The organism is Zoogloea oleivorans (genome assembly GCF_008107625.1).
Taxonomy (GTDB): domain Bacteria; phylum Pseudomonadota; class Gammaproteobacteria; order Burkholderiales; family Rhodocyclaceae; genus Zoogloea; species Zoogloea oleivorans.
Genome location: NZ_SDKK01000040.1, coordinates 1 through 26,178, shown reverse-complemented (window position 1 = coordinate 26,178; position 26,178 = coordinate 1). Strand labels below are relative to the sequence as shown.

At 62.5% G+C, this 26,178-nt stretch carries 19 protein-coding genes, 3 tRNA genes and 3 rRNA genes; 12 read left to right on the top strand and 13 right to left on the bottom strand.

Annotated features, from left to right (window positions below; all coding sequences use genetic code 11):
• From ETQ85_RS26420 to queA, 12 genes are all read right to left on the bottom strand, one after another.
• The coding region (locus ETQ85_RS26420; RefSeq protein ID WP_187394849.1) for a retention module-containing protein at positions 1-1,115 on the bottom strand (1,115 nt) is incomplete at its 3' end.
• A gap of 115 nt (positions 1,116-1,230) precedes the next feature.
• A complete protein-coding gene (locus tag ETQ85_RS24230) occupies positions 1,231-1,860 on the bottom strand; it encodes a response regulator transcription factor (RefSeq protein ID WP_148581577.1) in 630 nt (209 codons plus the stop codon).
• 23 nt (positions 1,861-1,883) lie between these two features.
• Positions 1,884-3,302, bottom strand: coding sequence for an HlyD family type I secretion periplasmic adaptor subunit (locus ETQ85_RS24225; RefSeq protein WP_148581576.1), 1,419 nt, complete (start codon positions 3,300-3,302; stop codon positions 1,884-1,886).
• Between the two features lie 5 nt (positions 3,303-3,307).
• Positions 3,308-5,512 carry a type I secretion system permease/ATPase gene (locus ETQ85_RS24220; protein WP_148581575.1) on the bottom strand — a complete coding sequence of 735 codons (2,205 nt, stop codon included), beginning with the start codon at positions 5,510-5,512 and terminating at the stop codon, positions 3,308-3,310.
• A 159-nt stretch (positions 5,513-5,671) separates the two neighbouring features.
• Complete coding sequence (locus ETQ85_RS24215) at positions 5,672-5,983, bottom strand: hypothetical protein (protein WP_222862292.1); 312 nt, start codon at positions 5,981-5,983, stop codon at positions 5,672-5,674.
• 61 nt (positions 5,984-6,044) lie between these two features.
• Positions 6,045-6,977 carry a 4-hydroxy-3-methylbut-2-enyl diphosphate reductase gene (gene ispH, locus ETQ85_RS24210; RefSeq protein WP_148581574.1) on the bottom strand — a complete coding sequence of 311 codons (933 nt, stop codon included), beginning with the start codon at positions 6,975-6,977 and terminating at the stop codon, positions 6,045-6,047.
• A gap of 20 nt (positions 6,978-6,997) precedes the next feature.
• Positions 6,998-7,429, bottom strand: a complete 432-nt coding sequence (locus ETQ85_RS24205; RefSeq protein WP_148581573.1) for an FKBP-type peptidyl-prolyl cis-trans isomerase — start codon at positions 7,427-7,429, stop codon at positions 6,998-7,000.
• A complete protein-coding gene (gene lspA, locus ETQ85_RS24200) occupies positions 7,426-7,923 on the bottom strand; it encodes a signal peptidase II (protein ID WP_148581572.1) in 498 nt (165 codons plus the stop codon). Before lspA ends, ETQ85_RS24205 begins: the two co-directional genes overlap by 4 nt.
• A 29-nt stretch (positions 7,924-7,952) precedes the next feature.
• Positions 7,953-10,790, bottom strand: coding sequence for an isoleucine--tRNA ligase (ileS, locus tag ETQ85_RS24195; protein WP_148581571.1), 2,838 nt, complete (start codon positions 10,788-10,790; stop codon positions 7,953-7,955).
• 20 nt (positions 10,791-10,810) lie between these two features.
• Positions 10,811-11,743, bottom strand: a complete 933-nt coding sequence (locus tag ETQ85_RS24190; protein ID WP_148581570.1) for a bifunctional riboflavin kinase/FAD synthetase — start codon at positions 11,741-11,743, stop codon at positions 10,811-10,813.
• Between the two features lie 70 nt (positions 11,744-11,813).
• Entirely contained in the window at positions 11,814-12,926 is a 1,113-nt protein-coding gene (gene tgt / locus ETQ85_RS24185; protein ID WP_148581569.1) for a tRNA guanosine(34) transglycosylase Tgt, read from the bottom strand.
• Positions 12,923-13,951, bottom strand: coding sequence for a tRNA preQ1(34) S-adenosylmethionine ribosyltransferase-isomerase QueA (queA, locus tag ETQ85_RS24180; protein WP_148581568.1), 1,029 nt, complete (start codon positions 13,949-13,951; stop codon positions 12,923-12,925). Before queA ends, tgt begins: the two co-directional genes overlap by 4 nt.
• 46 nt (positions 13,952-13,997) lie before the next feature.
• Here queA and ETQ85_RS24175 point away from each other — a divergent pair.
• The 12 genes from ETQ85_RS24175 (at position 13,998) to moaE (ending at position 23,983) form a co-directional block, all read left to right on the top strand.
• A tRNA-Leu gene (locus tag ETQ85_RS24175) sits at positions 13,998-14,082 on the top strand.
• A gap of 486 nt (positions 14,083-14,568) precedes the next feature.
• A 16S ribosomal RNA gene (locus tag ETQ85_RS24170) occupies positions 14,569-16,108 on the top strand.
• Positions 16,109-16,252: 144 nt separating this feature from the next.
• Positions 16,253-16,329 (top strand) — tRNA-Ile (locus tag ETQ85_RS24165).
• Between the two features lie 13 nt (positions 16,330-16,342).
• A tRNA-Ala gene (locus ETQ85_RS24160) sits at positions 16,343-16,418 on the top strand.
• Positions 16,419-16,684: 266 nt separating this feature from the next.
• Positions 16,685-19,566, top strand: a 23S ribosomal RNA gene (locus tag ETQ85_RS24155).
• Between the two features lie 130 nt (positions 19,567-19,696).
• Positions 19,697-19,809: ribosomal RNA gene (gene rrf, locus ETQ85_RS24150) — 5S ribosomal RNA — on the top strand.
• The 16S, 23S and 5S rRNA genes sit together here with 3 tRNA genes alongside, the layout of an rRNA operon.
• Positions 19,810-19,845: 36 nt before the next feature.
• Complete coding sequence (locus ETQ85_RS24145) at positions 19,846-20,091, top strand: transposase (protein ID WP_148581581.1); 246 nt, start codon at positions 19,846-19,848, stop codon at positions 20,089-20,091.
• A gap of 67 nt (positions 20,092-20,158) precedes the next feature.
• Positions 20,159-21,550 (top strand): ATP-grasp domain-containing protein, encoded by a 1,392-nt coding sequence (locus ETQ85_RS24140; RefSeq protein ID WP_246128891.1) that lies wholly within the window; start codon positions 20,159-20,161, stop codon positions 21,548-21,550.
• Between the two features lie 4 nt (positions 21,551-21,554).
• Complete coding sequence (gene mobB, locus ETQ85_RS24135) at positions 21,555-22,049, top strand: molybdopterin-guanine dinucleotide biosynthesis protein B (RefSeq protein WP_246128890.1); 495 nt, start codon at positions 21,555-21,557, stop codon at positions 22,047-22,049.
• Complete coding sequence (locus ETQ85_RS24130) at positions 22,046-23,269, top strand: molybdopterin molybdotransferase MoeA (protein ID WP_148581566.1); 1,224 nt, start codon at positions 22,046-22,048, stop codon at positions 23,267-23,269. Before mobB ends, ETQ85_RS24130 begins: the two co-directional genes overlap by 4 nt.
• Positions 23,266-23,520, top strand: coding sequence for a molybdopterin converting factor subunit 1 (gene moaD, locus ETQ85_RS24125; RefSeq protein WP_148581565.1), 255 nt, complete (start codon positions 23,266-23,268; stop codon positions 23,518-23,520). The genes ETQ85_RS24130 and moaD overlap by 4 nt, the downstream gene beginning before the upstream one ends.
• 1 nt (position 23,521) lies before the next feature.
• The gene (moaE, locus tag ETQ85_RS24120) at positions 23,522-23,983 is read left to right on the top strand and encodes a molybdopterin synthase catalytic subunit MoaE (RefSeq protein WP_148581564.1); all 462 of its coding nucleotides are present in this window, start codon (positions 23,522-23,524) and stop codon (positions 23,981-23,983) included.
• A gap of 55 nt (positions 23,984-24,038) precedes the next feature.
• Here moaE and ETQ85_RS24115 read toward each other — a convergent pair whose 3' ends face one another.
• Positions 24,039-25,847, bottom strand: a complete 1,809-nt coding sequence (locus ETQ85_RS24115; RefSeq protein WP_148581563.1) for a TRAP transporter large permease — start codon at positions 25,845-25,847, stop codon at positions 24,039-24,041.
• Positions 25,848-26,178: the final 331 nt, after the last annotated feature.

The following is a 26,178-nucleotide window of genomic DNA, read 5'->3' as shown; positions in this document are numbered from 1 at the left end:
CCGGTGCCGAGGATTGCAGTGTCGGCGAGCGGGGTGACGGTGATGATCGCGGTGGTGGTTGCTGTGCCGCCGTTTCCGTCGGAGATGGTGTAAGTGACGGTGACCGGCCCATTGACGTTGGGCGCCGGGGTGAAGGTCAGTGTGCCGTCCGGATTGATGGTGACTGTGCCCTTGGTCGGGTCGACGCTTGCCGAGCTGACGGTCAGGGGGTCACCATCGGGATCGCTGTCGTTGCCGAGCACGGTGAAGGTGACCGGGGTGTCTTCCGGCGTGCTGCTCGTATCAGCAATGGCCACCGGAGCGTCGTTGACCGCCGCGACGTTGATCGTCGCAGTGGCGGTGGAGGTGCCGCCCTTGCCGTCGCTGATAGTGTAGGTGACCGTGTCGGTGCCGTTGAAGTCGGCCTTCGGGACATAACGCAGGCTGCCGTCCGGGTTGACGGTGACCTGGCCGTTGAGGGCGCTGGCGCTGACGACAACGAGGGGGTCGTTTTCCGGGTCGCTGTCGTTGGCCAGGACGTCAACGTTGAGCGGCTGGTCTTCGGTGCCCTGCAGGTTGGTGTCGGCGGTGGCCGTCGGCGGGGTATTGACGGGGAGGGTGGTCGACCCGGCCGGCAGGAAGTCGATGCCGTCGGTGCTGCTGGTGTAGTTGTAGGAGACGGGCGTGACGTTTTCGAGGACGCGGACCAGGCGCACGAAGTCGTGGGTCTGGTCGCCGATGCCGCCACCGGCAAGGCCGGCGGCCGTGTCGTCGAGGTCGGCGAACGGATCCTTGCCGTCGTTGAGGGCCTGGATGACTTTTTCGGCGTCCGTGCCTCCCAGGCTCGAAATGACGTTTTCGCTGCGCTCGGGGGCGGTGGTGGCGAACAGCTCGTCATTCAGCAGCAACTGGCGATCGGGGCCGACGCTGACCTTGACGCCGGTGGGCAGCTCGAATTCCACGATGGCGCCGGCCTTGGTGATGATCTCCTGACCTTCGACGACGATGTCGCCCGGCTTGATGACGCTGAGCTTGCCGCTGGCATCCCGCACATAGGCCTCCCCCTGCACGAAAACGACGGTGCCCTTGGCGATGGCGTTGGTGGTGGCGTTCAGGGGGGCTGCAGGGGTGGCCATGACGGTCTCCGTAGACGGGGTTGTTCAGATGCTCCGGAATCTACGGCACAGGGCAAGGCTCCGCTATTGTCCACAAGGACAGGGTGCGTGACGGATGCCACGCACGTTTGCCGGATCAGCGGACGCCGTGCACCCGCAGGGCAAGTTGCAGGCGGTCGGCGACCTGCAGTTTTTCGAAGACGGCCTTGAGGTGGGCTTTGACGGTGCGCTCGGTGATGCCGAGGGCGTCGGCTATGCCAGGGTTGCTTTCGCCGATGGCGGCGTGATGGGCGACCTCCCGCTCGCGTTCGGTGAGCGGCGTGGCCCAGTCGGCCAGCCCGGCCCGGGGCAGGCGGGTATCCACCAGGCGCAAGAGGCGGGAGAGCAGGGCGCGGCCGACCCACAGTTCGCCACTCTCGATGACTTCCAGCGCCTGGCGCAGGGTATCGATCGGAGCGTGGCTGTGGCAGTAACCGCAGGCGCCCGCCTTGAGCGCGGCGAGGCCTTCGTCGTCATCCGGCCGCGACGAGGCGGCCAGGATGGCGAGTCCGCCTGCATTGCGCAGCCAGGCCGCTTCCGTCCATAGGGTCTTGCTGCCGATCCGGGGACGGCTCAGGTCGGTGACGACCAGCCGGTGGCCGGCTTTGTGCCAGGTGTCGAGGGCTTCGACTTCGCGGGCCCGGATGACGGCGGGGGCAAGGGCTTTCCAGCGTTCGGCGAGCAGGTCGTCGTCGGTCAGGATCAGGATGGGTTCCGGAATACGCATGGAGGTTCGTGTCGGCGTTCGTTTCACCGCTCGGTGAGGGCGTTGGCCTTGGCTCGCAGGACAGGTTTCATCATGTAGCTGAGGAGGGATTTCTTGCCGGTGAGGATGTCGACCTCGGCGACCATGCCGGGGATGATCGGCATGGCGGCATCACCGATGGTGGCGCGCTTGGTGCGCACTCGCACGATGTAGAAGGCGTTGCCCTTTTCATCGGTGATGGTGTCGGCACCGATATGTTCGAGGGTGGCTTCGAGGCCGCCATAGATGGAGAAGTCGTAGGCGGTAAATTTCACCAGCGCCGGCTGGCCGGGGCGCAGGAAGCCGATATCCTTGGGCTGCACACGGGCTTCCAGCATGAGGGCGTCGTCGCTCGGCACGATCTCGATGATCTCCTTGCCGGGCTGGACCACGCCACCCACGGTGTTGGCAAACAGCTGCTTCACGGTGCCGTTCATCGGTGCGCGAATTTCGGCCTGCTTGACCCGGTCGGCCAGGCCTTCACTGCCGGCGGACAGTGCAGAGAGCTTGGCGTTGGTTTCGGAAAGCTCGCTGCGGGCCTGGTTGCGCATGGTCAGCTCAACTTCCTCGATCTTGCGCTGGGCCTCCGAGATGGCGGCCTGGATGCGCGGGATCTGGGCGCCGGAGGCATCCCGTTCGCCCCGGTAGCGGGCCACGTCCCGTTCCAGGCGCAGGAGCTCCACTTCTGACACGGCGCCGGTCTTGGCGAGGGGACGGGTGACTTCGAGTTCGCGGGCGGTGAGGGTGTAGCTTTGCGTGGCCTGTTCGCGCTTGGCGATCAGTTCGTTGAGCTCGTTGCGGCGCTGGGACAGTTGCTGAGTGGCCACGCCGACGGTGGCGTTCAGTTCCATGCGCTTGTTTTCGTAAGCGCTGCGTTCCTGTTCGACCAGATCTGGCGCTTCCTTGATCAGCTCCGGTGGCGGCACGAAAGGCTTGCCGCTGGCTACGGCGGTAAGGCGGGCCGCTCTGGCGAGGAGAGCGATGTACTGGGCGCGGTTCTCGCGCAGGGAGGACACGAAACGGGTCGGGTCCACCTTGAGCAGAAGCTGGCCGGTTTTGACCTGCTGGCCTTCCTTGACGAGGATTTCGGAAACGATGCCGCCGTCGAGGCTCTGCATTACCTGCACCTGGCGGGACGGGATGACCTTGCCTTCGCCGCGGGTCACTTCGTCGAGTTGGGCGAAGGCGGCCCACCCCAGCAGAACAATGACGGCAATGAAGGTGGACCACACGGCGATGCGGCTGCCGCGCAGCTTTTGCTCGGCCATGGCCCACTCGGCGTCGGCCAGGTAGTCGGTGTCGTCGTGAATCTCGCGCTTCTCGGCGCCGTCGAGGACACGGTCGAAAGTGCGTGAGGCGCGTTGATAGACGACGTTGTAGGCGGGTTGAAAAATGGCCAGGAGGCGGTTCAGGAGTGCTTTCATGATGTTCACCCGGCCCGTCCGATACGGCCCTGCTGGAGGGCCTCCACCACCTGGGCCTTGGGCCCGTCGGCAACGATGCGGCCCTGATCGAGGACGATCAGGCGGTCGACCAGATCAAGCAGGGAGGTGCGGTGGGTGACGAGGATGATCGTCTTGGTGGCGGCAAAGCGGCGCAGGCGCTGCTTGAGGCCTTCCTCGCTCTGGTGGTCCATGCTGCTGGAGGGTTCATCCAGCAACAGGATGGGCGGGTCGTTGAGCATGGCGCGGGCAATGGCCACGGCCTGGCGCTGGCCGCCGGAGAGCGATTCGCCACGCTCGCCAATGGGCATTTCGAAGCCCTGCGGGTGGGTGTCGGCAAACTCCTTGACGCCAGCCAGCTCGGCGGCGGCGAGGATGGCGCTGTCGTCGGCGAAGGGGGCACCCATGGCAATGTTGTGCTTGAGCGTACCGTAGAACAGGGTCACGTCCTGGGGCACGAAGCCGATGGCACGGCGCAGCTCGGCAGGGTCGATCTGGCGGGCGTCGATGCCGTCGACGAAGACGGAACCTTCGGTGGGCTGGTAGAGGCCGAGGACCAGCTTTTCGATGGTGGTCTTGCCGGAGCCGATGCGTCCGATGATGCCGACTTTCTCGCCGGCCTTGAGCTTGAAGCTGACTTTCTTCAGCACCGCCTCGTCGCGGCCGGGATAACAAAAGCTCACGTCCTTGAACTCGATTTCACCTGAAAAAGTGGCCCGATGCACGAAGCTCGCGCCTTCGGGCCGCTCGACCGGCAGTTCCATGTGCGTATTGACCGACGCCAGGGAGGTGCGGGCACTTTGGTACTGCATCATCAGCCCCGCTACCTGACCCAGAGGCGCCATGGCCCGGCCCGAGAGCATCGAGGCGGCGATGATGCCGCCCATCGACATGTTGCCCGCCGAGAGTTCATAGACGCCGACGATGATCACCGCAATATTCACCAGCTGTTGCATGAGCTGGGCGAAGTTCACCGTGCCTGCCGAGAGCAGCTTGAGGCGCCCGCTGACCTGGGCGATGAACAGCGTGGCTCGTTCCCACTGGCGCTGAACGAGGCTTTCTGCACTGAGGGTCTTGAGGGTTTCGAGGCCGACCAGGCTTTCGACCAACGTGGCATTGCGCTGGGCGCTGGCCCGGTAGGTGGTTTCGGTGAGTTCGTGCATCTTGTCCTGGGACACGAGGGTGACGAACAGCACCAGCAGCATGCCGACCAGCGGCGGCAGCAGCAGCCATGGGGAGATCCACACCATGACGAGGAGAAAGAGCAGGACAAAGGGCAGGTCGATCAGCGTGGTGACGGTAGCTGAGGCGATAAAGTCACGCACGCCTTCGAAGGCCCGCAGGTTGGCCGCGAAGGAGCCTACCGAGGCCGGACGGGCGTCCATGCGCAGGCCGAGGACGCGTTCCATGATGCGCGCCGAGAGTTGTACGTCGATGCGCTTGCCTGCGGTGTCGACGATGTAGGCCCGGAGGGTGCGCAGCATGAAGTCGAAGCCGAGCACCAGGATGGCGCCGATGGCCAGTACCCACAGGGTTTCGACCGCGTGGTTGGGCACCACCCGGTCGTACACCGTCATGGAGAACATGGGAATGGCGAGGGCGAACAGGTTGACGATCAGCGCTGCCAGCAGGGTGTCCCGGTAGAGACGCCAGTTTTCAAAGACGGTGCCCCAGAACCAGTGGTTAGCCTTGAGGGCCTTGACCTGCGGCGCCCGGGCTTCAAAGCGGAAGCGCGGGCGGACGAAGCAGATGAGGCCGGTGTACAGCACGGCGAGTTCGTCGGCGCTGAGCTCGTCGGCGGATTCGCCGGCTTCGGGGAAACGTACCCGGGCACCGCCGTTGGGCAGGCGTTCGAGCATGACGCAGGCGCGGCGGTCATGGAGAAGCAGGATTGCCGGCAGCAGGCCCGGACTGATCTCGGCGGCGGGCTTGCGCACGATTCGGGCGGTCAGCCCGGCGCGGGTCGCCGCGCGGGGCAACAGTGACGGGGTCAGGCGGTTATCCACCAGCGGCAGGCCGGCAGAGAGAGCCGCTGCGGTGAACGGGTTGCCGTGGAGCTGGGTCAGGATGACCAGCGCGTCAAGCAGGGGATCTTCATGGGTGGCGGCTTCGCCCGGGTGCCAGTTGTTGTCGGTGGCGGCCGGCCCGGAGCGGGCGGCGGACGGGGCGGCAGAGGGTGCAGCGTCGGTCATCGGCACAATCGTTTCGTGGTCATTTCACGGCCGGACAGCTTATAACCCGTCCGGATACGGCCCCCGCCGGGCGGGCAACCGTTTCGATTGTATGGATAACGGGTGCGGCAGGGGGAACTTGAGCCTTCAGGCAGGCCAGGCTGGAAAGTGTGGCGGCGCTTAGATAACGTCGTCGGGGCCGAGCAGATCGAGACCGTGGCGAAGGCGGGCACGGGCGCCTTTGCGGGTCATGAGCTTGCGCTGGGCTTCCGCAGGGAGGTCGGTGAGGCGCAGCAGTCCACGGTCGATCAGCACGTCCACCACGTCTTCGATGACCCGGATCAGTTCGGCGTCGAGGCGGGTGAACTCGCCGCTGCCAGTGAGGGAGGCCAGATCGGGGTGGCCGGAGGGGAGTTCTTCTTGGTGGCCGGGCCCCGTCGTGGAGAAGAGGGCCACGACCTGGCCGGCGAAATCACGTTGAACGTAGGGCATGGGAGAGCGGAACCGGAGAGTGAGGGAAGGGAAAGTCGCTCCGATGGAAGCGACTTTCCGCTCAGTTCGCGGGGGTCTGCAATTCCCGGGGCAGGGGGAAAGTCACTTTTTCAGGAACACCTTCCAGGGCTCTTACGGACGCCGCACCCAGTTCCTTGAGGCGGGTGATCACCGAATTCACCAGCACTTCGGGTGCCGAAGCGCCAGCCGTGACGCCAATGCGCTGCTTGCCGACGATCCACGCCGGGTCGATGGCCTCTGCGTTGTCGATCAGGTAGGCCGGAACCTTCAGCAGTTCGGCCACTTCGCGCAGGCGATTGGAGTTGGAGCTGTTGACCGAGCCGACGACCAGCACGAGATCCGACTGGGGGGCCATGAACTTCACGGCATCCTGGCGGTTCTGGGTGGCGTAACAGATGTCGTCCTTCTTGGGGCCGACGATGGACGGGAAGCGTTCGCGCAGGGCCGTGACGATGGCGCCGGCGTCGTCCACCGATAGGGTGGTTTGAGTGACGTAGGCGAGCATGTCGGGGTTCTTCACCTGCAGGCCGGCCACGTCGGTGGCGCTTTCCACCAGGTAGATGCCGTCCTTTACCTGGCCCATGGTGCCTTCCACTTCCGGATGACCCTTGTGGCCGATCATGATCAGTTCGCGGCCCTGGTCGCGCATGCGGGCGACTTCGAGGTGAACCTTGGTGACCAGCGGGCAGGTGGCGTCAAAGACGCGCAGACCGCGGGCCTCCGCTTCGCTGCGCACCAGCTGGGACACGCCGTGGGCACTGAAAATGACGGTGTTGCCGGCGGGCACGTCGGACAGCTCTTCGATGAAGATGGCGCCCTTGGCGCGCAGGCCTTCGACCACGAAGCGGTTGTGCACGACTTCATGGCGCACGTAGATGGGCGCGCCGAACTGGGCCAGGGCCCGCTCGACGATCTCGATGGCCCGTTCCACGCCGGCGCAGAAACCGCGGGGATTGGCGAGCAGGACTTCCATGGAATACCTCGGGTTGCGGCTCAGTTGATGCCGATGACTTCGACTTCGAAGCGGATGGCCTTGCCGGCCAGCGGATGGTTGAAGTCGATCACCGCGTGGGTGTCGAGGACTTCGCGGATCAGGCCGGGGTAGCGGGTGCCGTCCGGTGCGGTGAATTCCATGATGACCATCGGGGCGACTTCGGTGTTGCTCGGGAAGTCTTCGAGGCGAACCTTCTCGATCAGGTCTTCGCGATGCACGCCGAAGGCGTTTTCGGGTTCGAGCAGGAAGTTGTGACGCTCGCCCACGGTGATGCCGGCGAGGCAGCGCTCCAGCGTCGGGGCGATGTCGCCCTTGCCAAGTTGCAGGGTGGCGGGCTGGGATTCGAAGGTGCTGATCAGCGCCTGACCGTTGTCGAGGGTGATGCGGTAGTGCAGGGTCAGGAGGCTGTCGGGCTGGACGATCTGGGTCATGAGAGTTTCTCTTGGGCAGGGGCGGCGTGACGGGATTCGCGCAACTGGGCGATGAACATCAATACGACGCCCACGCAAATGGCGGAATCCGCCACGTTGAAGGCTGGCCAGCCGTAGCGGCCGACGTGGAAATACAGGAAGTCGACCACGGCGCCGAAGACGAAGCGGTCGATGACATTGCCGATGGCTCCGCCAATGATCAGGGCGAACGACAGCGGCTGCAGCAGTTCATGCTGATGACGCGCCAGGAGGCGCAGCAGCCAGCCACAGATGCCGGCGGCCAGAGCGACGAAGAACCAGCGCTGCCAGCCGCCCTGATCTGCCAGGAAGCTGAACGCAGCCCCCGGGTTGAAGGCCAGAACCAGGTCGAAGTAGTCGGTGACGTGGATCACCTCGCCGTTGCGCAGGGCGCCGCGGACGAGGTGCTTGGTCCATTGGTCCACCAGTACGATGATGGCTGAAAGGCCGATCCAGTTGCCGAGGCGTAGTTTCAAGGGCTGGGTTCCTGTGAGGTGAAAAGGACTCAGGCCGCCGAGCGGGCTTCGCCGGTGCCGTACAGGTTTGACGTGCAACGACCGCAAAGTTCCGGGTGGGCGGCATCGTGACCGACGTCGTCCCGGTAGTGCCAGCAGCGCTCGCACTTCTTGTGGGCCGACGGGGTGACGAGGATGGTTTCGTCCGCTTCGCTACCAACCTTGACCAGCGTGGTCTTTGAGCAGATCAGCACGAAGCGCAGGTCGTCGGCGAGGCTGGCGAGGAGGTCGAATTTGTCGCCGGCGAGGCGGATTTCGACTTCGGCCTGCAGGGACGAGCCGACCTTGCCTTCGGTACGTACGGCTTCGATGACCTTTTGCACGTCGGCACGCAGGGTGCGGATGGCGCTCCAGCGTTCGAGCAGGGCTTCTTCGCCGTCTTGCGCCGGCAGGCTGTGGAAGGCGTGGAACATCACGCTGTCATCTGCGTCCTTGCCCAGCAGCAGCCAGATTTCCTCGGCGGTGAAGGACAGGATCGGGGCCATCAGCGTCACGACGGATTGCAGTACGTGCCACAGGGCGCTCTGGGCCGAGCGGCGGGCGACGGACTTGGCCTGGGTGGTGTAGAGGCGATCCTTGAGGATGTCCAGGTACACGGCGCCGAGGTCTTCGGAGGCGAAGTTTTGCAGGGCCTGGACGATGCGATGGAACTCGTAGCTGCCGTAGTCGGCCTCGGCCTGGGTTTGCAGCTTGCGGGTCAGGGCCAGGGCGTAGCGGTCGATCTCCAGCCACTCGGAAACCGGCAGCATGTCGGCGGTCGGGTCGAAGTCGGAAGTGTTGGCGAGCAGGAAGCGCAGGGTGTTGCGCAGGCGGCGGTAGGTTTCGACGACGCGATCGAGGATCTCTTTGGAGATCGACAGCTCGCCCGAGTAATCGGTGGAGGCGACCCACAGGCGCAGGATGTCGGCGCCGAGCTTGCCGGTGACTTCCTGCGGTACGACCACGTTGCCCAGCGACTTGCTCATCTTGCGGCCGGTGCCATCCACGGCGAAACCGTGGGTGAGCAGCGCCTTGTAGGGCGGGTGGCCGTCAATGGCGCAGCCGGTGAGCAGCGACGAATGAAACCAGCCGCGGTGCTGGTCGGAGCCTTCCAGGTACAGGTCGGCACGCGGGCCGGTCGCGTGGCCGGCCGGGTGGGAGCCACGCAGCACATGCCAGTGGGTCGTGCCGGAGTCGAACCAGACGTCGAGGGTGTCGCTGATCTTGTCGTACTGGCTGGCTTCTTCGCCGAGCAGTTCGGCCGGGTCGAGCTTGAACCAGGCGGCGATGCCTTCCTTTTCGATGCGCTGGGCGACTTCTTCCATTAGCTCGACGGTGCGCGGATGCAGCTCGCCGGTGGTCTTGTCGAGGAAGAAGGGAATCGGTACGCCCCAGTTGCGCTGGCGCGAGATGCACCAGTCGGGCCGGTTGGCGATCATGGCGTGGAGCCGCGCCTGACCCCAGGACGGGAAAAACTCGGTGGCCTCAACGCCGCCAAGGGCGAGCTCGCGCAGGCTCGGGCCGTTGTTCGGCTTGAGGTCCATGCCGACGAACCACTGGGCGGTGGCCCGGTAGATCAGCGGGGTCTTGTGACGCCAGCAGTGCATGTAGCTGTGGGTGATCTTCTCGTGGGAGAAGAGGGCGCCCACTTCCTGCAGCTTTTCGACGACGATCGGGTTGGCCTTCCAGATATGCAGGCCGCCGAAGAAGGGCAGGGACTCGGCATACACGCCGTTGCTCTGCACCGGGGTGAGGATGTCGTCGTTGGTGAAGCCGTTGGCCTTGCAGGAGTTGAAGTCTTCCAGGCCATAGGCCGGCGCCGAGTGGACGATGCCGGTACCGGCGTCGAGGCCCACGTAGTCGGCGATGAAAACGGGCGACAGGCGATCGTAGAACGGGTGGCGGAAGTTGATCTTTTCGAGCTTGGCGCCGACTGCGCGGGCGACGATGGTGCCTTCAAGGTCGAAGCGCTTGAGGCTGGTTTCGACCAGTTCGGTGGCCAGCACGAGCAGGCCGCGGGGTGTGTCGACCAGCGCGTATTCGTGCTCGGGGTGGGCGTTGAGGGCTTGGTTGGCGGGGATGGTCCACGGGGTGGTGGTCCAGATCACGGCCCAGGCATCCTTGCCGGCGGGGAGCGCCGACAGGCCGAAGGCGGCGGCGAGCTTGTCGGGTTCGGCGCAGGGGAAGCCGACGTCCACAGCCGGGCTGCCCTTGTCCTGATATTCCACTTCTGCCTCAGCCAGGGCCGAGCCGCAATCGAAGCACCAGTTGACCGGCTTGAGCCCCTTGAAGACCCAGCCGCGCTTGACCATTTCGGCCAGCGCACGCACTTCACCGGCTTCGTTGCCGAAGTCCATGGTGCGGTACGGGTTGTCCCAGTCGCCCAGCACGCCGAGGCGGATGAAGTCCTTCTTCTGCTCTTCGATTTGATCAAAGGCGTAGGTGCGGCAGAGTTCACGCACCTTGTCGGCGGGCAGGCCCTTGCCGTGGGTGACTTCGATCTTGTGCTCGATGGGCAGGCCGTGACAGTCCCAGCCCGGCACGTAGGGGGCGTCGAAGCCGGCCAGGGTCTTGGAGCGGACGATGATGTCCTTGAGGATCTTGTTCAGCGCGTGGCCGATGTGGATGCTGCCGTTGGCGTACGGAGGGCCGTCGTGCAGGATGAACTTGGGCCGGCCGGCCGCGGCCTTGCGGATCTTCTGGTAGAGCTTGCGTTGCTGCCAGTCCGCCACCCAGTTCGGCTCGCGCTTGGCGAGGTCGCCGCGCATGGGGAAGGGGGTGTCGGTCAGGTTCAGGGTCTTGCGATGCGGCGTATCTTGCGGGTTCTGGGGCTTGCGGGTTTCGGACATGGTTTGTGCGGCCTGTGAATTCAGAGGGGATTCTGGACGAAGTAGGTGCGGGCCTCTTCGGCGTCGCGGGCAATCTGGGCGGTGAGGGCTTCGAGGCTGTCGTAGCGTTCCTCATCCCGTTGCTTGCGGAGAAAGTTGACTCGCAGGTGGGCGTCGTAGCAGTCCGCGCTCCAGTCGAAGAGGTTCACTTCGAGGGTCGGGCGGCCGGCGTCATTGATGGTTGGGCGCACGCCAATGCTGGCCACGCCGGGCCATGGCCGGTCGGCGAGGCCGTCCACGCTCACTGTGTAGATGCCCATCATCGGCGGGCTGCGGTGCTTGAGCTGGATGTTGGCGGTGGGAAAACCGATGGTGCGGCCGATCTTGTCGCCATGCATGACTCGCCCGCTGATGCTGTAGGGGCGGCCGAGCAGGCGGGCGGCGTGGGCCATGTCACCTTCGATCAGCGCGCAACGCACGGCGGAGCTGGATACGCGTTCGCCCTCGTGGTCGAGGGTGTGCATGGCTTCGACGGTGAATCCGGCTACCTCACCGGCAGCCTTGAGCATGGCGAAGTCGCCCTTGCGGCCCTTGCCGAAGCGGAAGTCGTCGCCGATCAGCAGATGGCGTACGCCGAGGCCGCGGATGAGCATGTCTTCAATGAACTCCTCGGCACTCAGGGCGGCGAGGCGGGCGTTGAAGCGGCCTATATACAAGCGATCCACACCTTGTGCTTCGAGCAGGAGGATTTTCTCGCGCAGGGAGGTGAGGCGGGTCGGGCGGTTTTCGTGGGTGAAATATTCCCGCGGGTGGGGCTCGAAGGTGAGCATCGCCGCGGGCAGCCCGGTTTCCCGGGACTTGGCGACCAGTTTCGCGAGCAGCGCCTGATGGCCGCGGTGCACGCCATCGAAGTTGCCGATGGTGAGCACGCAGCCGTACTCGGAGCGCTCGGGAATTCCGCGGAAAACCTGCATGGGGATTCTGGGCAAAGGCGCGATTATAGCGGACGCCCGTTGAGGGGCGAAGCCGCCGCCATCCTGCGCCTTATTCGCCCTGTCCGGCGCGCTCGCGATGGAAGCGGGCGACGTAGTCGGAAAGGGTGCCGCTGGCGATGGCGTCGCGCAGGTCGCGCATCAGTTGCTGGTAGTAATGCAGGTTGTGGATGGTGGCCAGCCGCGCGCCGAGAATCTCGTTGAGGCGGTTGAGGTGGTGCAGGTAGCCCCGCGAGAAGTTGCGGCAGGTGTAGCAGTCGCAGGATTCGTCGAGCGGACGGGTGTCGGTCTTGTGGCGTGCGTTGCGGATCTTGATGTCGCCGTGGCGGGTGAACAGCCAGCCGTTGCGGGCGTTGCGGGTCGGCATCACGCAGTCGAACATGTCGATGCCGGCTTGCACGGCGAAGACGATGTCTTCCGGCGTGCCGACGCCCATCAGGTAACGGGGTTTGTCTTTGGGCATGCGCGGTGCGGTGTGGTGCAGGATGCGCTGCATGTCTTCCTTGGGCTCACCCACCGACAGGCCGCCGATGGCGTAGCCGTGGAAACCGATTTCCTCCAGCCCGCCGAGGGATTCGTCACGCAGATTTTCGTACATGCCACCCTGGACGATGCCGAACAGGGCGTTGTTGTTTTCCTGCCGGTCGAATTCGTCCCGCGAACGCTGGGCCCAGCGCAGGGACAGGCGCATCGAGTCGGCCGCTTCGGTGACGGTGGCCGGGTGCGGGGTACATTCGTCGAAGATCATCACCACGTCGGAGTTGAGCACCTTCTGGATGCGCATCGATTCTTCAGGTGTCAGGAAGAGCTTGTCGCCATTGACCGGTGAGTTGAAACGCACGCCTTCTTCACTGATCTTGCGCAGGGCGCCCAGGGAGAAAACCTGGAAGCCGCCGGAGTCGGTGAGGATGGGGCCGTCCCAGGCCATGAATTGGTGCAGGCCGCCGAAGGCTTCCATGACTTCGAGGCCCGGGCGCAGCCACAGGTGGAAGGTGTTGCCGAGGCAGATCTGGGCACCGATGTCGCGCAGGTCTTGCGGCGAGATGCCCTTGACCGTGCCGTAGGTGCCGACCGGCATGAAGGCCGGCGTGTCGACGGTGCCGTGGTTGAGGGTCAGGTGGCCACGACGGGCAGCACCGTCGGTGGCGAGGAGTTCGTATTTCATGCGCAGTTTCGGGTCAGGAACATGGCGTCGCCGTAGCTGAAGAAGCGGTAGCGTTGGGCGATGGCGTGGGTGTAGGCGTTGCGGATGGCGTCCATGCCGGCAAAGGCGGAGACGAGCATCAGCAGCGTGGATTTGGGGAGGTGGAAGTTGGTAATCAGCGCGTCAGCGACCTGAAATTGGTAGCCAGGCAGGATGAAGAGGTCGCTCTCCGCTTCGCCTGCCTTGAGTGCGTCATGGCGTGCCGCCGATTCGAGGGCCCGCATGCTGGTTGTGCCAACGCACACCACGCGCTTGCCGGCGGCCTTGGTGGCGGCGATGGCATCGACGGTGGCTTGTGGCACAAAGTAGGTTTCGGTGTGCATCTTGTGTTCGGCAAGGTCGTGCACGCGTACCGGCTGAAAGGTGCCCGCGCCAACGTTAAGCGTTATGAAGGCGCTGTTTACACCTTGTTGAGCCAAGAGGGCGAGCAGGGTTTCATCAAAATGCAGGCCGGCGGTGGGTGCCGCGACCGAGCCCGGATTACGGGCGAACACCGTTTGGTAGCGGGATTCGTCAGCGTTGCCTGCCGCACGCTCTATATAAGGAGGCAGGGGCAGGTGGCCGTGGCGCTCCAGCAGAACAATGAGGTCTTCGGTGTCGGGAAAGCGCAAATGGAAGAATTCGCCGACACGGCCAATTACTTCCACATCCAGTGCGCCTTCGAGGCACAACCGGGTACCCGGCTTGGGCGACTTGCTGGCGCGCACTTGCGCCAGGGCTTCGTGGGGGCCGAGCGGGCGCTCGATCATGACTTCTATCTGGCCGCCACTGTCCTTTGTGCCGAACAGGCGTGCGTGCAGCACCCGCGTGTCGTTGAATACCAGCAGGTCGCCAGGGGCTAGCAGGGTGGCAATATCGGCAAAACGCAGATCGGCGATTTCGGGCGCAAGCTGCAGAAGACGGCTGTCGGTGCGGCCTTTTAGTGGCGCCTGGGCAATCAGCTCCGCGGGGAGCGGGTAATTAAAGTCGTCAAGAGTCCAGGGCATGAGTTGAAGCAATGTAGAGTTTCATGGATAATGCAGCGCTTCCCAAGCCGGGATGGCGGAATCGGTAGACGCAGCGGATTCAAAATCCGCCGCCGCAAGGTGTGGGGGTTCGAGTCCCCCTCCCGGCACCAAGACACTTTAGCAATACAGCTTGTTTTAGTCTATATCACCAGAATCAATGACTTAAGGCGCCGCGAGGTGCCTTTTTTCATTTCGGGTGGTGTTTTCTTTGCTGTTTTTGCCGCGCGTCGCAATTTATTTTTGCAATGATGTTGACGGAGTTTGATTGTTATATATAATGCGGCCTCTTCGTTGCAGCGTTGCCGGAAACGAAACGCGGACGGGGTGGTGAAGTAGGAAGTGCTGCAGAGGATCGCAGTGCTGGCGTTTCAGGTTTTTTGGAAATCGGGTTTAAAAAAGATTTCACGAAAGCTTGACAGAGTCTGAAAGCTCTGTATAATGCGCACCTCTTCGCTGCTTCTTGCAGCAGTTCTTTAAAAATGTGACAACCGATAGGTGTGGGTACTCGGTTTCGAGGGGTTTTTGGTTTATACCAGAAGCCACGAAGAAATTGAAGTGCTCGAAGAAACCGCAGGTTTCTAGAGAGTTTTTGGATTGAACTTAAGAGTTTGATCCTGGCTCAGATTGAACGCTGGCGGCATGCTTTACACATGCAAGTCGAACGGTAACAGGGAGCTTGCTCCGCTGACGAGTGGCGAACGGGTGAGTAATGCATCGGAACGTGCCTATTTGTGGGGGATAACGTAGCGAAAGTTACGCTAATACCGCATACGCCCTGAGGGGGAAAGCGGGGGATTCGTAAGAACCTCGCGCAATTAGAGCGGCCGATGTCGGATTAGCTAGTTGGTGGGGTAAAGGCTCACCAAGGCGACGATCCGTAGCGGGTCTGAGAGGATGATCCGCCACACTGGGACTGAGACACGGCCCAGACTCCTACGGGAGGCAGCAGTGGGGAATTTTGGACAATGGGCGAAAGCCTGATCCAGCCATGCCGCGTGAGTGAAGAAGGCCTTCGGGTTGTAAAGCTCTTTCAGCCGGAAAGAAATCGCGCAGGCTAATACTCTGCGTGGATGACGGTACCGGAAGAAGAAGCACCGGCTAACTACGTGCCAGCAGCCGCGGTAATACGTAGGGTGCGAGCGTTAATCGGAATTACTGGGCGTAAAGCGTGCGCAGGCGGTTATATAAGACAGATGTGAAATCCCCGGGCTCAACCTGGGAACTGCGTTTGTGACTGTATGACTAGAGTACGGCAGAGGGAGGTGGAATTCCGCGTGTAGCAGTGAAATGCGTAGATATGCGGAGGAACACCGATGGCGAAGGCAGCCTCCTGGGCCAGTACTGACGCTCATGCACGAAAGCGTGGGGAGCAAACAGGATTAGATACCCTGGTAGTCCACGCCCTAAACGATGTCAACTAGTTGTTCGGTGAGGAGACTCATTGAGTAACGCAGCTAACGCGTGAAGTTGACCGCCTGGGGAGTACGGCCGCAAGGTTAAAACTCAAAGGAATTGACGGGGACCCGCACAAGCGGTGGATGATGTGGATTAATTCGATGCAACGCGAAAAACCTTACCTACCCTTGACATGTCAGGAATCCTTGAGAGATTGAGGAGTGCCCGAAAGGGAGCCTGAACACAGGTGCTGCATGGCTGTCGTCAGCTCGTGTCGTGAGATGTTGGGTTAAGTCCCGCAACGAGCGCAACCCTTGTCGCTAATTGCCATCATTAAGTTGGGCACTTTAACGAGACTGCCGGTGACAAACCGGAGGAAGGTGGGGATGACGTCAAGTCCTCATGGCCCTTATGGGTAGGGCTTCACACGTCATACAATGGTCGGTACAGAGGGTTGCCAAGCCGCGAGGTGGAGCCAATCCCAGAAAGCCGATCGTAGTCCGGATCGGAGTCTGCAACTCGACTCCGTGAAGTCGGAATCGCTAGTAATCGCAGATCAGCATGCTGCGGTGAATACGTTCCCGGGTCTTGTACACACCGCCCGTCACACCATGGGAGTGGGGTTTACCAGAAGTAGGTAGCTTAACCGCAAGGAGGGCGCTTACCACGGTGAGCTTCATGACTGGGGTGAAGTCGTAACAAGGTAGCCGTATCGGAAGGTGCGGCTGGATCACCTCCTTTCTAGAGATAAACCTCGAGATCAAGTATCCACAACCTATCGGTTGTCTTTAAAGAACAGCGAAGGGGTCAGGCGTCAGAAGCGAGTAGTCGTTGGCTAGGTGCTGACCTCCTCGAAGATGGTGACTGACTCCTTGTTGAAACAGGGGGTCAGTAGCTCAGTCGGTTAGAGCACCGTCTTGATAAGGCGGGGGTCGTAGGTTCGATTCCTACCTGACCCACCAAGGTTATCAAGATGGGGGCATAGCTCAGCTGGGAGAGCACCGGCTTTGCAAGCCGGGGGTCGTCGGTTCGATCCCGACTGCCTCCACCATTTGATGACCTGAAGAAATCATAATCAAGCGAATTGCGGCGATGCCGTGGTTTATTTGATTCTGGTTTTTTACCAGTCAAGCTGTTCGATCTTTAACAAATTGGAAGAAGTGTGTAGTTGCCTGTTGATGAGACGGGTGGCTACATGGGTTGTGTGATTGCATTTTAAGTATCGTTCTGCGCTTTGAACCAGCAGCAGGGCGATGCGCACAAGCGCGCGAGTTCGTCTATGACGGCGCTCTCTGGAAACAGAGTGCAAGGTTATAGGATCAAGCGACAAAGTGCATGTGGTGGATGCCTAGGCGATTACAGGCGATGAAGGACGTGCAAGCCTGCGAAAAGCGGGGGGGAGCTGGCAATGGAGCTTTGATCCCCCGATATCCGAATGGGGAAACCCACCCGCAAGGGTATCCCATCCTGAATACATAGGGATGTGGAGGCGAACCGGGAGAACTGAAACATCTAAGTACCCCGAGGAAAAGAAATCAACCGAGATTCCCCAAGTAGTGGCGAGCGAACGGGGATGAGCCTGCACGACTAAACCGATTACTTAGCAGAACAGTCTGGAAAGGCTGGCCATAGTGGGTGATAGCCCCGTATGCGAAAAGTAGTTGGCGGGTCTGAGCGTGCGACAAGTAGGGCGGGACACGAGAAATCCTGTCTGAAGATGGGGGGACCATCCTCCAAGGCTAAATACTCGTAATCGACCGATAGTGAACCAGTACCGTGAGGGAAAGGCGAAAAGAACCCCGGGAGGGGAGTGAAATAGATCCTGAAACCGCATGCATACAAACAGTGGGAGCCTCCTTGTGGGGTGACTGCGTACCTTTTGTATAATGGGTCAGCGACTTACGTTCAGTAGCAAGCTTAACCGGATAGGGGAGGCGTAGCGAAAGCGAGTCTGATAAGGGCGATTCAGTTGCTGGGCGTAGACCCGAAACCAAGTGATCTATCCATGGCCAGGATGAAGGTGCGGTAACACGCACTGGAGGTCCGAACCCACTAATGTTGAAAAATTAGGGGATGAGCTGTGGATAGGGGTGAAAGGCTAAACAAACTTGGAAATAGCTGGTTCTCCCCGAAAACTATTTAGGTAGTGCCTCGTGCGAACACTTCCGGGGGTAGAGCACTGTAATCGTTGAGGGGGTCATTGCGATCTACCTCGCGATAGCAAACTCCGAATACCGGAAAGTGATACACGGGAGACAGACAGCGGGTGCTAACGTCCGTTGTCAAGAGGGAAACAACCCAGACCGCCAGCTAAGGTCCCAAATCCATGGCTAAGTGGAAAACGAGGTGGGAAGGCATAGACAGCTAGGAGGTTGGCTTAGAAGCAGCCACCCTTTAAAGAAAGCGTAATAGCTCACTAGTCGAGTCGTCCTGCGCGGAAGATGTAACGGGGCTCAAGCCATGAACCGAAGCTGCGGATGCATTTAATGCATGGTAGGGGAGCGTTCTGTAAGTCTGTGAAGGTGTCTTGAGAAGGATGCTGGAGATATCAGAAGTGCGAATGCTGACATGAGTAGCGATAAAGGGTGTGAAAAGCACCCTCGCCGAAAGCCCAAGGTTTCCTGCGCAACGTTCATCGGCGCAGGGTGAGTCGGCCCCTAAGGCGAGGCAGAAATGCGTAGTCGATGGGAAACAGGTCAATATTCCTGTACCGCTCTATGATGCGATGGGGGGACGGAGAAGGTTAGATCAGCCATCTGTTGGAATAGGTGGTTTAAGCGTGTAGGCGTGCTCTTTAGGCAAATCCGGAGAGCTTAGCTGAGGCGTGATGACGAGCTCTCTTTGAGAGTGAAGTGATTGATACCATGCTTCCAGGAAAAGCCTCTAAGCTTCAGTCATAGAGTGACCGTACCGCAAACCGACACAGGTGGGCAGGTAGAAGATACTAAGGCGCTTGAGAGAACTCAGGAGAAGGAACTCGGCAAATTGATACCGTAACTTCGGGAGAAGGTATGCCTCATTAGCTTGTAGGAGAACATCCGAAGGGCGAAGAGGCCGCAGAGAATCGGTGGCTGCGACTGTTTATTAAAAACACAGCACTCTGCAAACACGAAAGTGGACGTATAGGGTGTGACGCCTGCCCGGTGCCGGAAGGTTAAGTGATGGGGTGCAAGCTCTTGATCGAAGCCCCGGTAAACGGCGGCCGTAACTATAACGGTCCTAAGGTAGCGAAATTCCTTGTCGGGTAAGTTCCGACCTGCACGAATGGCGTAACGATGGCCACACTGTCTCCTCCTGAGACTCAGCGAAGTTGAAGTGTTTGTGAAGATGCAATCTCCCCGCGGCTAGACGGAAAGACCCCATGAACCTTTACTGTAGCTTTGCATTGGACTTTGACGGGACTTGTGTAGGATAGGTGGGAGGCGATGAAACCGGGACGCTAGTTCCGGTGGAGCCATCCTTGAAATACCACCCTGGTGTCGTTGAGGTTCTAACCTAGGTCCGTAATCCGGATCGGGGACCGTGCATGGTGGGCAGTTTGACTGGGGCGGTCTCCTCCCAAAAGGTAACGGAGGAGTACGAAGGTCTTCTAGGTACGGTCGGACATCGTACTGATAGTGCAATGGCAAAAGAAGGCTTGACTGCGAGACCGACAAGTCGAGCAGGTGCGAAAGCAGGTCATAGTGATCCGGTGGTTCTGTATGGAAGGGCCATCGCTCAACGGATAAAAGGTACTCTGGGGATAACAGGCTGATTCCGCCCAAGAGTTCACATCGACGGCGGAGTTTGGCACCTCGATGTCGGCTCATCACATCCTGGGGCTGTAGCCGGTCCCAAGGGTATGGCTGTTCGCCATTTAAAGTGGTACGTGAGCTGGGTTTAAAACGTCGTGAGACAGTTTGGTCCCTATCTGCCGTGGGCGCTGGATATTTGAGGGGGCCTGCTCCTAGTACGAGAGGACCGGAGTGGACGAATCTCTGGTGTACCGGTTGTGACGCCAGTCGCATCGCCGGGTAGCTAAATTCGGAAGAGATAACCGCTGAAAGCATCTAAGCGGGAAACTCGCCTCAAGATGAGATATCCCTGGGAACTAGATTCCCCTAAAGGGTCGTTGAAGACCACGACGTTGATAGGCTGGGTGTGGAAGTGCAGTAATGCATTAAGCTAACCAGTACTAATTGCCCGTGAGGCTTGATCCTATAACCTTGCAAAGACGCGATAGACCGCTCGCAAGGCTTGTGAAAAAATACAGTCACACACCCCAACACACAAAACACTTCTTCCCATTTGACGCTCTCGCCACAAGGCACAGAGCGGCACAAGTTACAGTCTGACGACCATAGCGTCTTGGAACCACCCCTTCCCATCCCGAACAGGACCGTGAAACGAGACCGCGCCAATGATAGTGCACACGCGTGCGTGAAAGTAGGTCATCGTCAGACTAACCCTTAAATCCCCCAGACCAAACCGTCTGGGGGATTTCTACGTCTACACCACAAAAAAACAAAGTAAGCACCCGGCAAACCCGTCGCACCCACTCCGAGGCGTTCAAGCAGTCCCTGATCGAAGCCTGCGCCGAAACCGGCCCCTCGGTGGCCGGCGTGGCCTTGGCCAATGGGAGCAACGCCAACCAGCTGCGGCGCTGGATGCGCGAGCGCGGTGCCCTCAAGACCGGAGCAGTATGCAGTAGTGTGCCGCACGCACGGATCTGTGCGGGATGCTGATTCCCGCAGTTCACCACTGCGGGTGCTTGCTACAATCCTGAGCCTGTCTGTCTTCCCGATTGCTCCCGTGACCGCCACGACCGACCACGTCTCTTCCGAATTTCTCTCCGTCCTTGCCACGGGCGATTGCGCCGGTACGGCCGAGGCGCTGAACGCTGGTTGCCAGTGCGTTTCGCTGGACCGCCCGGCCTTGCTCGATGCGTTGGCCCGCGATCCGCGGGATGGTGCCTTGCAGGCCATGCTGGCCGAATCACGGCCCCACCTTTTTGCCGAGTCGATGGCCTTTGTGTCGGCTCGTCATGTGAAAGCCATGACCGGAGTGGTCGCGGCAATTGAGCGGGTTATCGCCATGCCGGCCTGGCAGGAGACGGTGCTGAACTGGGCGCCCGAGTCGGCGCGGCGGCCGGCCAGAGCGACGGGTGTTTTTCTCGGCTACGACTTCCACTTGGGAGTCGACGGGCCGCGCCTCATCGAGATCAATACCAACGCCGGCGGTGGCTTGCTCAACGCCATTCTGGGGCGTGCCCAGCGGGCCTGCTGTCCGGAGGTGGAGGCGGTGATGGAGGCGCTGCCTGGTGCGGCCGAGGATCTGGAGGCGCGCTTTGTCGCCATGTTCCTCAGCGAGTGGCAGGCGGAGCGGGGCGATGCTCCGCTGCGCGCCATTGCTATCGTTGATGAAGCCCCGCAAGGCCAGTACCTGCTGCCCGAGTTCCTGCTCTTCCAGCGCCTCTTCGAGCGCCACGGCATTGCTGCGTGGATCTGCGATCCGACCGAGCTGGTTCATTCGGACGCCGGCCTGAGCCTCCATGGCCAGCCGGTGGACCTGGTTTACAACCGCCTCACCGATTTCAGTTTCGACGCGTCTGCCAGTGCCGCCCTGCGCAGCGCCTGGTTGGCCGGCTCGGCGGTCATCACGCCGCACCCCCGCGCTCACGCCCTGTATGCCGACAAGCGCAACCTGGTGCTGCTGTCCGATCCGGCGGCCTTGCGCGGCCTCGGCGTGGATGAGGCCACCCTCGCCACCGTTACCGAAGGCGTGCCGCGTACCGAGGCCGTGTGCCGAGAGCGGGCCGATGACTTCTGGGCCCGTCGGCGCAGCCTGTTCTTCAAGCCGGCTTCGGGTTTCGGCAGCCGTGGCGCCTACCGGGGCGACAAGCTCACAAAGCGCGTCTTCGCGGAGATCCTTGCCGGCGACTACATCGCCCAGGCTCTGGTGCCGCCCTCCGAGCGGCGGCTGGAGGTCGAGGGCGCGCCGGTGGACCTCAAGATGGACCTGCGCAACTATGTTTATCGGGGTGAAGTCCAGCTTGTCACCGCCCGCCTGTACCGGGGCCAGACGACCAATTTCCGCACCCCCGGGGGGGGCTTTGCGCCAGTCCTGGCGGTGCCCGACGCGCTGGGGGAGGTTGAGCGCAGCCGCCTCCACGCACTTATTCACAAGGTTTCCGGAGGTGGCTGAAGCCATGAAGGTTTTCGGTTTCGCCGGCTGGTCCGGTTCGGGCAAGACCACGCTGATCGAGCAGGTCATCCCCGAAATCACCGCCCGCGGGTTCAAGGTGTCGGTTATCAAGCACGCCCACCACGGTTTCGACGTGGACAAGCCGGGCAAGGATTCGTGGCGCCACCGGGAAGCCGGTGCCAGCGAGATCCTGCTGATTTCCGATGAGCGCTGGGTGCTGATGCACGAGATGCGCAATGAGCCCGAGCCTGACCTCGCCACCCAGCTGCGCCACCTGTCGCCCTGCGACATCGTGCTGGTCGAAGGCTTCAAGTCGGTGGACATCCCCAAGCTCGAAGTCCATCGCCCGGTGCATGGCCGGCCGCTGCTCTACCCGGACAACCCGGCCATCGTGGCAATTGCGTCGGATGCGGCACTCCCGGGGCCTTTGCCCTGTCTCAATCTTAATGACGCGGCCGCCGTGGCCGAATTCATCCTCATCCATCAAGGGCTTCTATGACCAACCCCCTGCGTGCCTTCGAAGAAGTCCGCGAGGCCTTGCTTGCCGCTGCCGTGCCGCTTGCCGGCATCGAATCCGTGCCCACCGCCGAGGCCCTTGGCCGCGTGCTGGCTGCCGATCAGGTGTCCAGCCTCAACGTGCCGCCTCTCGACAACTCCTACATGGACGGCTACGCCGTGCGCACTGCCGAACTGCCCGCCACCGGCACGCGCCTGACCGTTGCTCAGCGCATCCCCGCCGGCAGTGTTGGGCACACGCTGGCGCCGGGCACCGTGGCACGCATCTTCACCGGCGCGCCGGTGCCGGCTGGTGCCGATGCCATCGTGATGCAGGAGTTGTGCGAGGTGAACGGCGACGGCGTGACGATCAACCATGTGCCCAAGCCCGGCGAATGGATACGCCGCGCCGGTGAAGACATCGCCCTCGGCCAGACCATTCTGTCGGCCGGCGTGCGCCTCAATCCGCAAATGCTTGGTCTTGCCGCGTCGGTCGGCTGCGCCACGCTGCCGGTGTTCCGGCGCCTCAAGGTGGCGCTGTTTTCCACCGGTGACGAACTGGTGATGCCCGGCGAGCCGCTGCCTCCCGGTGCCATCTACAACTCCAACCGCTACGTGTTGCGCGGCCTGCTCGAAGCCCTCGGTTGCGAGGTGAACGATCTGGGCATCGTTCCCGACAAGCTCGACGCGACCCGCGCCGCATTGCGTGATGCGGCCAGCCGCAACGACCTGATCGTCACCAGCGGTGGCGTGTCGGTGGGCGAGGAAGATCACATCAAGCCGGCGGTGCAGGCCGAAGGCCGGCTCGACGCCTGGCTGGTGGCCATGAAGCCCGGCAAGCCGGTGGCCTTTGGTCGCGTCAATGATGCAGGTGGCGGACCCGGTGCGGCCTTCATCGGATTGCCGGGTAATCCGGTGTCGAGTTTCGTCACCTTCATTCTGCTGGTGCGGCCCTTTGTGCTGCGCGCGCAGGGCGTCACCGACTGCCTGCCCAAGGCCATTCCGCTTGTCGCCGGTTTCGACTGGCCCAAGCCGGATCGCCGTCGCGAATTCCTGCGCGTCCGCATCGGCGACGACGGGCGCGTGGCGCTGTTCCCCAATCAGGGTCCTGGCGTGCTGACCTCCACCGTGTGGGCCGACGGCATCGTCAACAATCCGCCCAGTCAGGCCATCGTCGCCGGCGACCAGGTCCAGTTCATTCCCTATTCCGAGTTGTTGTCATGAGCATCAAAGTCCTTTACTTCGCCAGCCTGCGGGAGACCCTCGGTTATTCCCATGAAACCCTGACCCTGCCGGCCGGGGTTGCCACGCTGGGCGATCTGCGCAGCCATCTCGCCAGGCGGGGCGGCGTATGGGAATCCCTTGGTGAAGGTCGCAATGTGCGCGCCGCCATCAATCAGGAAATGGTCGGCGCCGAAGTGGCCGTGGCCGATCGGGACGAGATCGCCTTTTTTCCGCCGGTGACCGGAGGTTGATGTGTCAGTAAGCGTTCAGGAAGCCGATTTCGATGTGGGCGTTGAGACCCAGGCCCTTTCTGCCGGTCGCCTGGACGTGGGCGCGGTGGCCACCTTTGTCGGCCTCGTGCGCGCCGACAAGCTGAGCGGGGAGGGCAGCGAAGTCTCGGCGATGACCCTCGAGCACTACCCCGGCATGACCGAGAAATCGCTGGAAGCCATCGTCACCGAAGCCCAGGCGCGCTGGCGTCTGCAGGGGGTGCGCGTCATTCACCGCTTCGGCCGGCTGGTGCCGGGCGATCGCATCGTCTTCGTCGGGGTGGCCAGCGCGCATCGGGGCGATGCCTTCGCCGCCTGCGAATTCGTCATGGACTACCTGAAAACCCGCGCGCCTTTCTGGAAGAAGGAAGACACCCCCGAAGGCGGCCGCTGGGTCGACGCCCGGGATGCCGACGATTCGGCTGCGGCGAGGTGGGAAAAGTAGGCCGCGGACTATGCCCGTGGGTCGGACTTCAGTCCGACCCACGGTTTGATTGCGCTTATCGGCCGAGGAGTGTCGGCAGCCCTGTCGCCAACTCCGGAATCCACGAAATCGCCAGCGCCCCCAGAAAGATCGCCAGCAACGCCGGCAGTACCGATACCGCTACCTCGCGGATCGGTTTGGCGAACATCGCCGAGGCAAAGAAGATGTTCATTCCGGCCGGCGGGCACAGGAAACCCATTTCCATCACCGCCAGAAAGATCACCCCGAAGTGCACCGGGTCGATGCCGTAGCTCAGCGCCACCGGCAGCAGCAGCGGCACCAGCACGACGATGGCGGCGTAGATCTCCATCAGCGCCCCGGCCAGGAACAGGAACACGTTCAGCGCCACCAGAAAGGCGAACTTGTTGGGCAGCGTCGCCTGCACCCATTCCACGGCCGCGTCGGGGATGCCCGCATCCACCAGGTAGTTGGTCAGGCCGAGGGCCATGCCGAGGATCAGCATCACCCCGCCGATCACCTGGGCGCAGTCGGCCAGGCAGCGGCGCAGCACGGCAAAGTCCAGCTCCCGGTGGGCGATGGCCTGGGTGAGTATCGCGTAGGCGGCGGTGAGGGCGGCGCTCTCGGTGGGCGTCGCCAGGCCGCTGACCAGTGAGCCGATGGCCACCACCGGGGCGAGGATTTCCCAGCGGGCGGCCCAGGCCGCGCCAAGGGCGACGCGCAGGTCGGCCTTCGGGCGCTCGACCTGGGGCGCCGTCACATCACCCCGGCGCAGATAGCCGCCGACGATCAGTAGAAAGACCACCATCACCAGCGCCGGCACCAAGCCAGCCAGGAACATGGTGTTGATCGGCACGCGGGCGATGATCGCGTACATGATCAGCGGCACCGACGGCGCCAGCAACACCCCCAGCGCGCTGGCGCTGGTCACCAGGCTGATGCCCTTGCGCTCGGGAAAGCCGGCATCCTTGAGCAGCGGCAGCAGCAGCCCGCCCAGCGCCAGGATGGTGACCCCGCTGCCGCCGGTGAAAGCCGTGAAGAAGGAACACAGCAGCGCCGCGGCAATCGCCGTGCCGGTGCTGCCGCCACCGAAGCAGGCGGTGAACAGCGTGCCGAGGCGCCTGGCCGCTCCGCTGCGCGCAAACACCAGCCCGGCCAGCGTGAACAGCGGCAAGGCCGGCAGCGACGGGTTCACCGTGATCTGGTAATGACTCAGCGGCACCGAGGCCAGCGGCTGCCCTTCCGACCAGAACAGGGCCAGGGCCAGCCCGCCCAGTACCGCGAAGATCGGCGCGCCGGCCAGCAGCGCGGCCAGCAGACCCACGGCAAACGGCAGCACCGGCAGCGTGCTGCCATCGAAATGGTAGGCGAACAAAAAGCCGGCACCCGTCAGCGCCAGGCCCAGCAGGACGCGGGCAATCAGATGTGCCGAGCAGCGGCTGCCGAGTCTGGCGCCGAGGATCAGGAAACCGGCCGGCATCAGGGCCTGTACCCACCACACCGGCAGGCCGTAAGCCAGCTCGCGCCCGGCGTCGAGTTCGCTGGCGACAAAGCGCCAGCTGGCCGCGGCGAGCATGCCGCACAGAATCGCCGCGCTGCCCTTGGCAAACACCGCCGAGGCCGCCCGCAGCGCCGGCTGGCGCGCATTGGCCAGCCCGTTGCCGAGGGCCGTCAGATGCCCGCCCCGTTCGGCCAGCACCCCGCCGAACATGGCCAGCACCAGCCCCAGGTGCTGAACCAGCAACGGCGCGTTGTCGATGCCCTTGCCGTGCAGCGGACGCAAGGCAATCTCCACCAGCGGGATCAGGGTCATCAGTGCCAGGGCGGCAGAGGCGATGAGTTCGTCAAAAGCAGGAAAGCGGCGCATGAGCAGTCAGGTTTCTGTAGGTCGGACTTCAGTCCGACAACACGGGTTGAGCGGCACAAGTCGGACTGAAGTCCGACCCACAGGAGCAGTCCCCACCGTGTCAGGTTTCTGTAGGTCGGACTTCAGTCCGACGGCACGGGTTGAGCGGCGCAAGTCGGACTGAAGTCCGACCCACAGTAGCCGCGCCCACCGTGTCAGGTTTCTGTAGCTCGGACTTCAGTCCGACAACACGGGTTGAGCGGCACAAGTCGGACTGAAGTCCGACCCACAGGAGCCGCTCCCACCGCATCGGGTTTCTGTGGGTCGGACTTCAGTCCGACAACACGGGTTG

What these genes read in the sequence shown, in the direction of transcription:
- ispH (WP_148581574.1), bottom strand. Translation starts at nt 6,977, where the DNA reads ATGGAAGTCCTGCTCGCCAATCCCCGCGGTTTCTGCGCCGGCGTGGAA.
- mobB (WP_246128890.1), top strand. Translation starts at nt 21,555, where the DNA reads ATGAAGGTTTTCGGTTTCGCCGGCTGGTCCGGTTCGGGCAAGACCACG.
- ileS (WP_148581571.1), bottom strand. Translation starts at nt 10,790, where the DNA reads ATGTCCGAAACCCGCAAGCCCCAGAACCCGCAAGATACGCCGCATCGC.
- ETQ85_RS24220 (WP_148581575.1), bottom strand. Translation starts at nt 5,512, where the DNA reads ATGACCGACGCTGCACCCTCTGCCGCCCCGTCCGCCGCCCGCTCCGGG.
- ETQ85_RS24225 (WP_148581576.1), bottom strand. Translation starts at nt 3,302, where the DNA reads ATGAAAGCACTCCTGAACCGCCTCCTGGCCATTTTTCAACCCGCCTAC.
- ETQ85_RS24205 (WP_148581573.1), bottom strand. Translation starts at nt 7,429, where the DNA reads ATGACCCAGATCGTCCAGCCCGACAGCCTCCTGACCCTGCACTACCGC.
- ETQ85_RS24115 (WP_148581563.1), bottom strand. Translation starts at nt 25,847, where the DNA reads ATGCGCCGCTTTCCTGCTTTTGACGAACTCATCGCCTCTGCCGCCCTG.
- moaD (WP_148581565.1), top strand. Translation starts at nt 23,266, where the DNA reads ATGAGCATCAAAGTCCTTTACTTCGCCAGCCTGCGGGAGACCCTCGGT.
- queA (WP_148581568.1), bottom strand. Translation starts at nt 13,951, where the DNA reads ATGCCCTGGACTCTTGACGACTTTAATTACCCGCTCCCCGCGGAGCTG.
- ETQ85_RS24190 (WP_148581570.1), bottom strand. Translation starts at nt 11,743, where the DNA reads ATGCAGGTTTTCCGCGGAATTCCCGAGCGCTCCGAGTACGGCTGCGTG.
- ETQ85_RS24130 (WP_148581566.1), top strand. Translation starts at nt 22,046, where the DNA reads ATGACCAACCCCCTGCGTGCCTTCGAAGAAGTCCGCGAGGCCTTGCTT.
- ETQ85_RS24215 (WP_222862292.1), bottom strand. Translation starts at nt 5,983, where the DNA reads ATGCCCTACGTTCAACGTGATTTCGCCGGCCAGGTCGTGGCCCTCTTC.
- ETQ85_RS24230 (WP_148581577.1), bottom strand. Translation starts at nt 1,860, where the DNA reads ATGCGTATTCCGGAACCCATCCTGATCCTGACCGACGACGACCTGCTC.
- tgt (WP_148581569.1), bottom strand. Translation starts at nt 12,926, where the DNA reads ATGAAATACGAACTCCTCGCCACCGACGGTGCTGCCCGTCGTGGCCAC.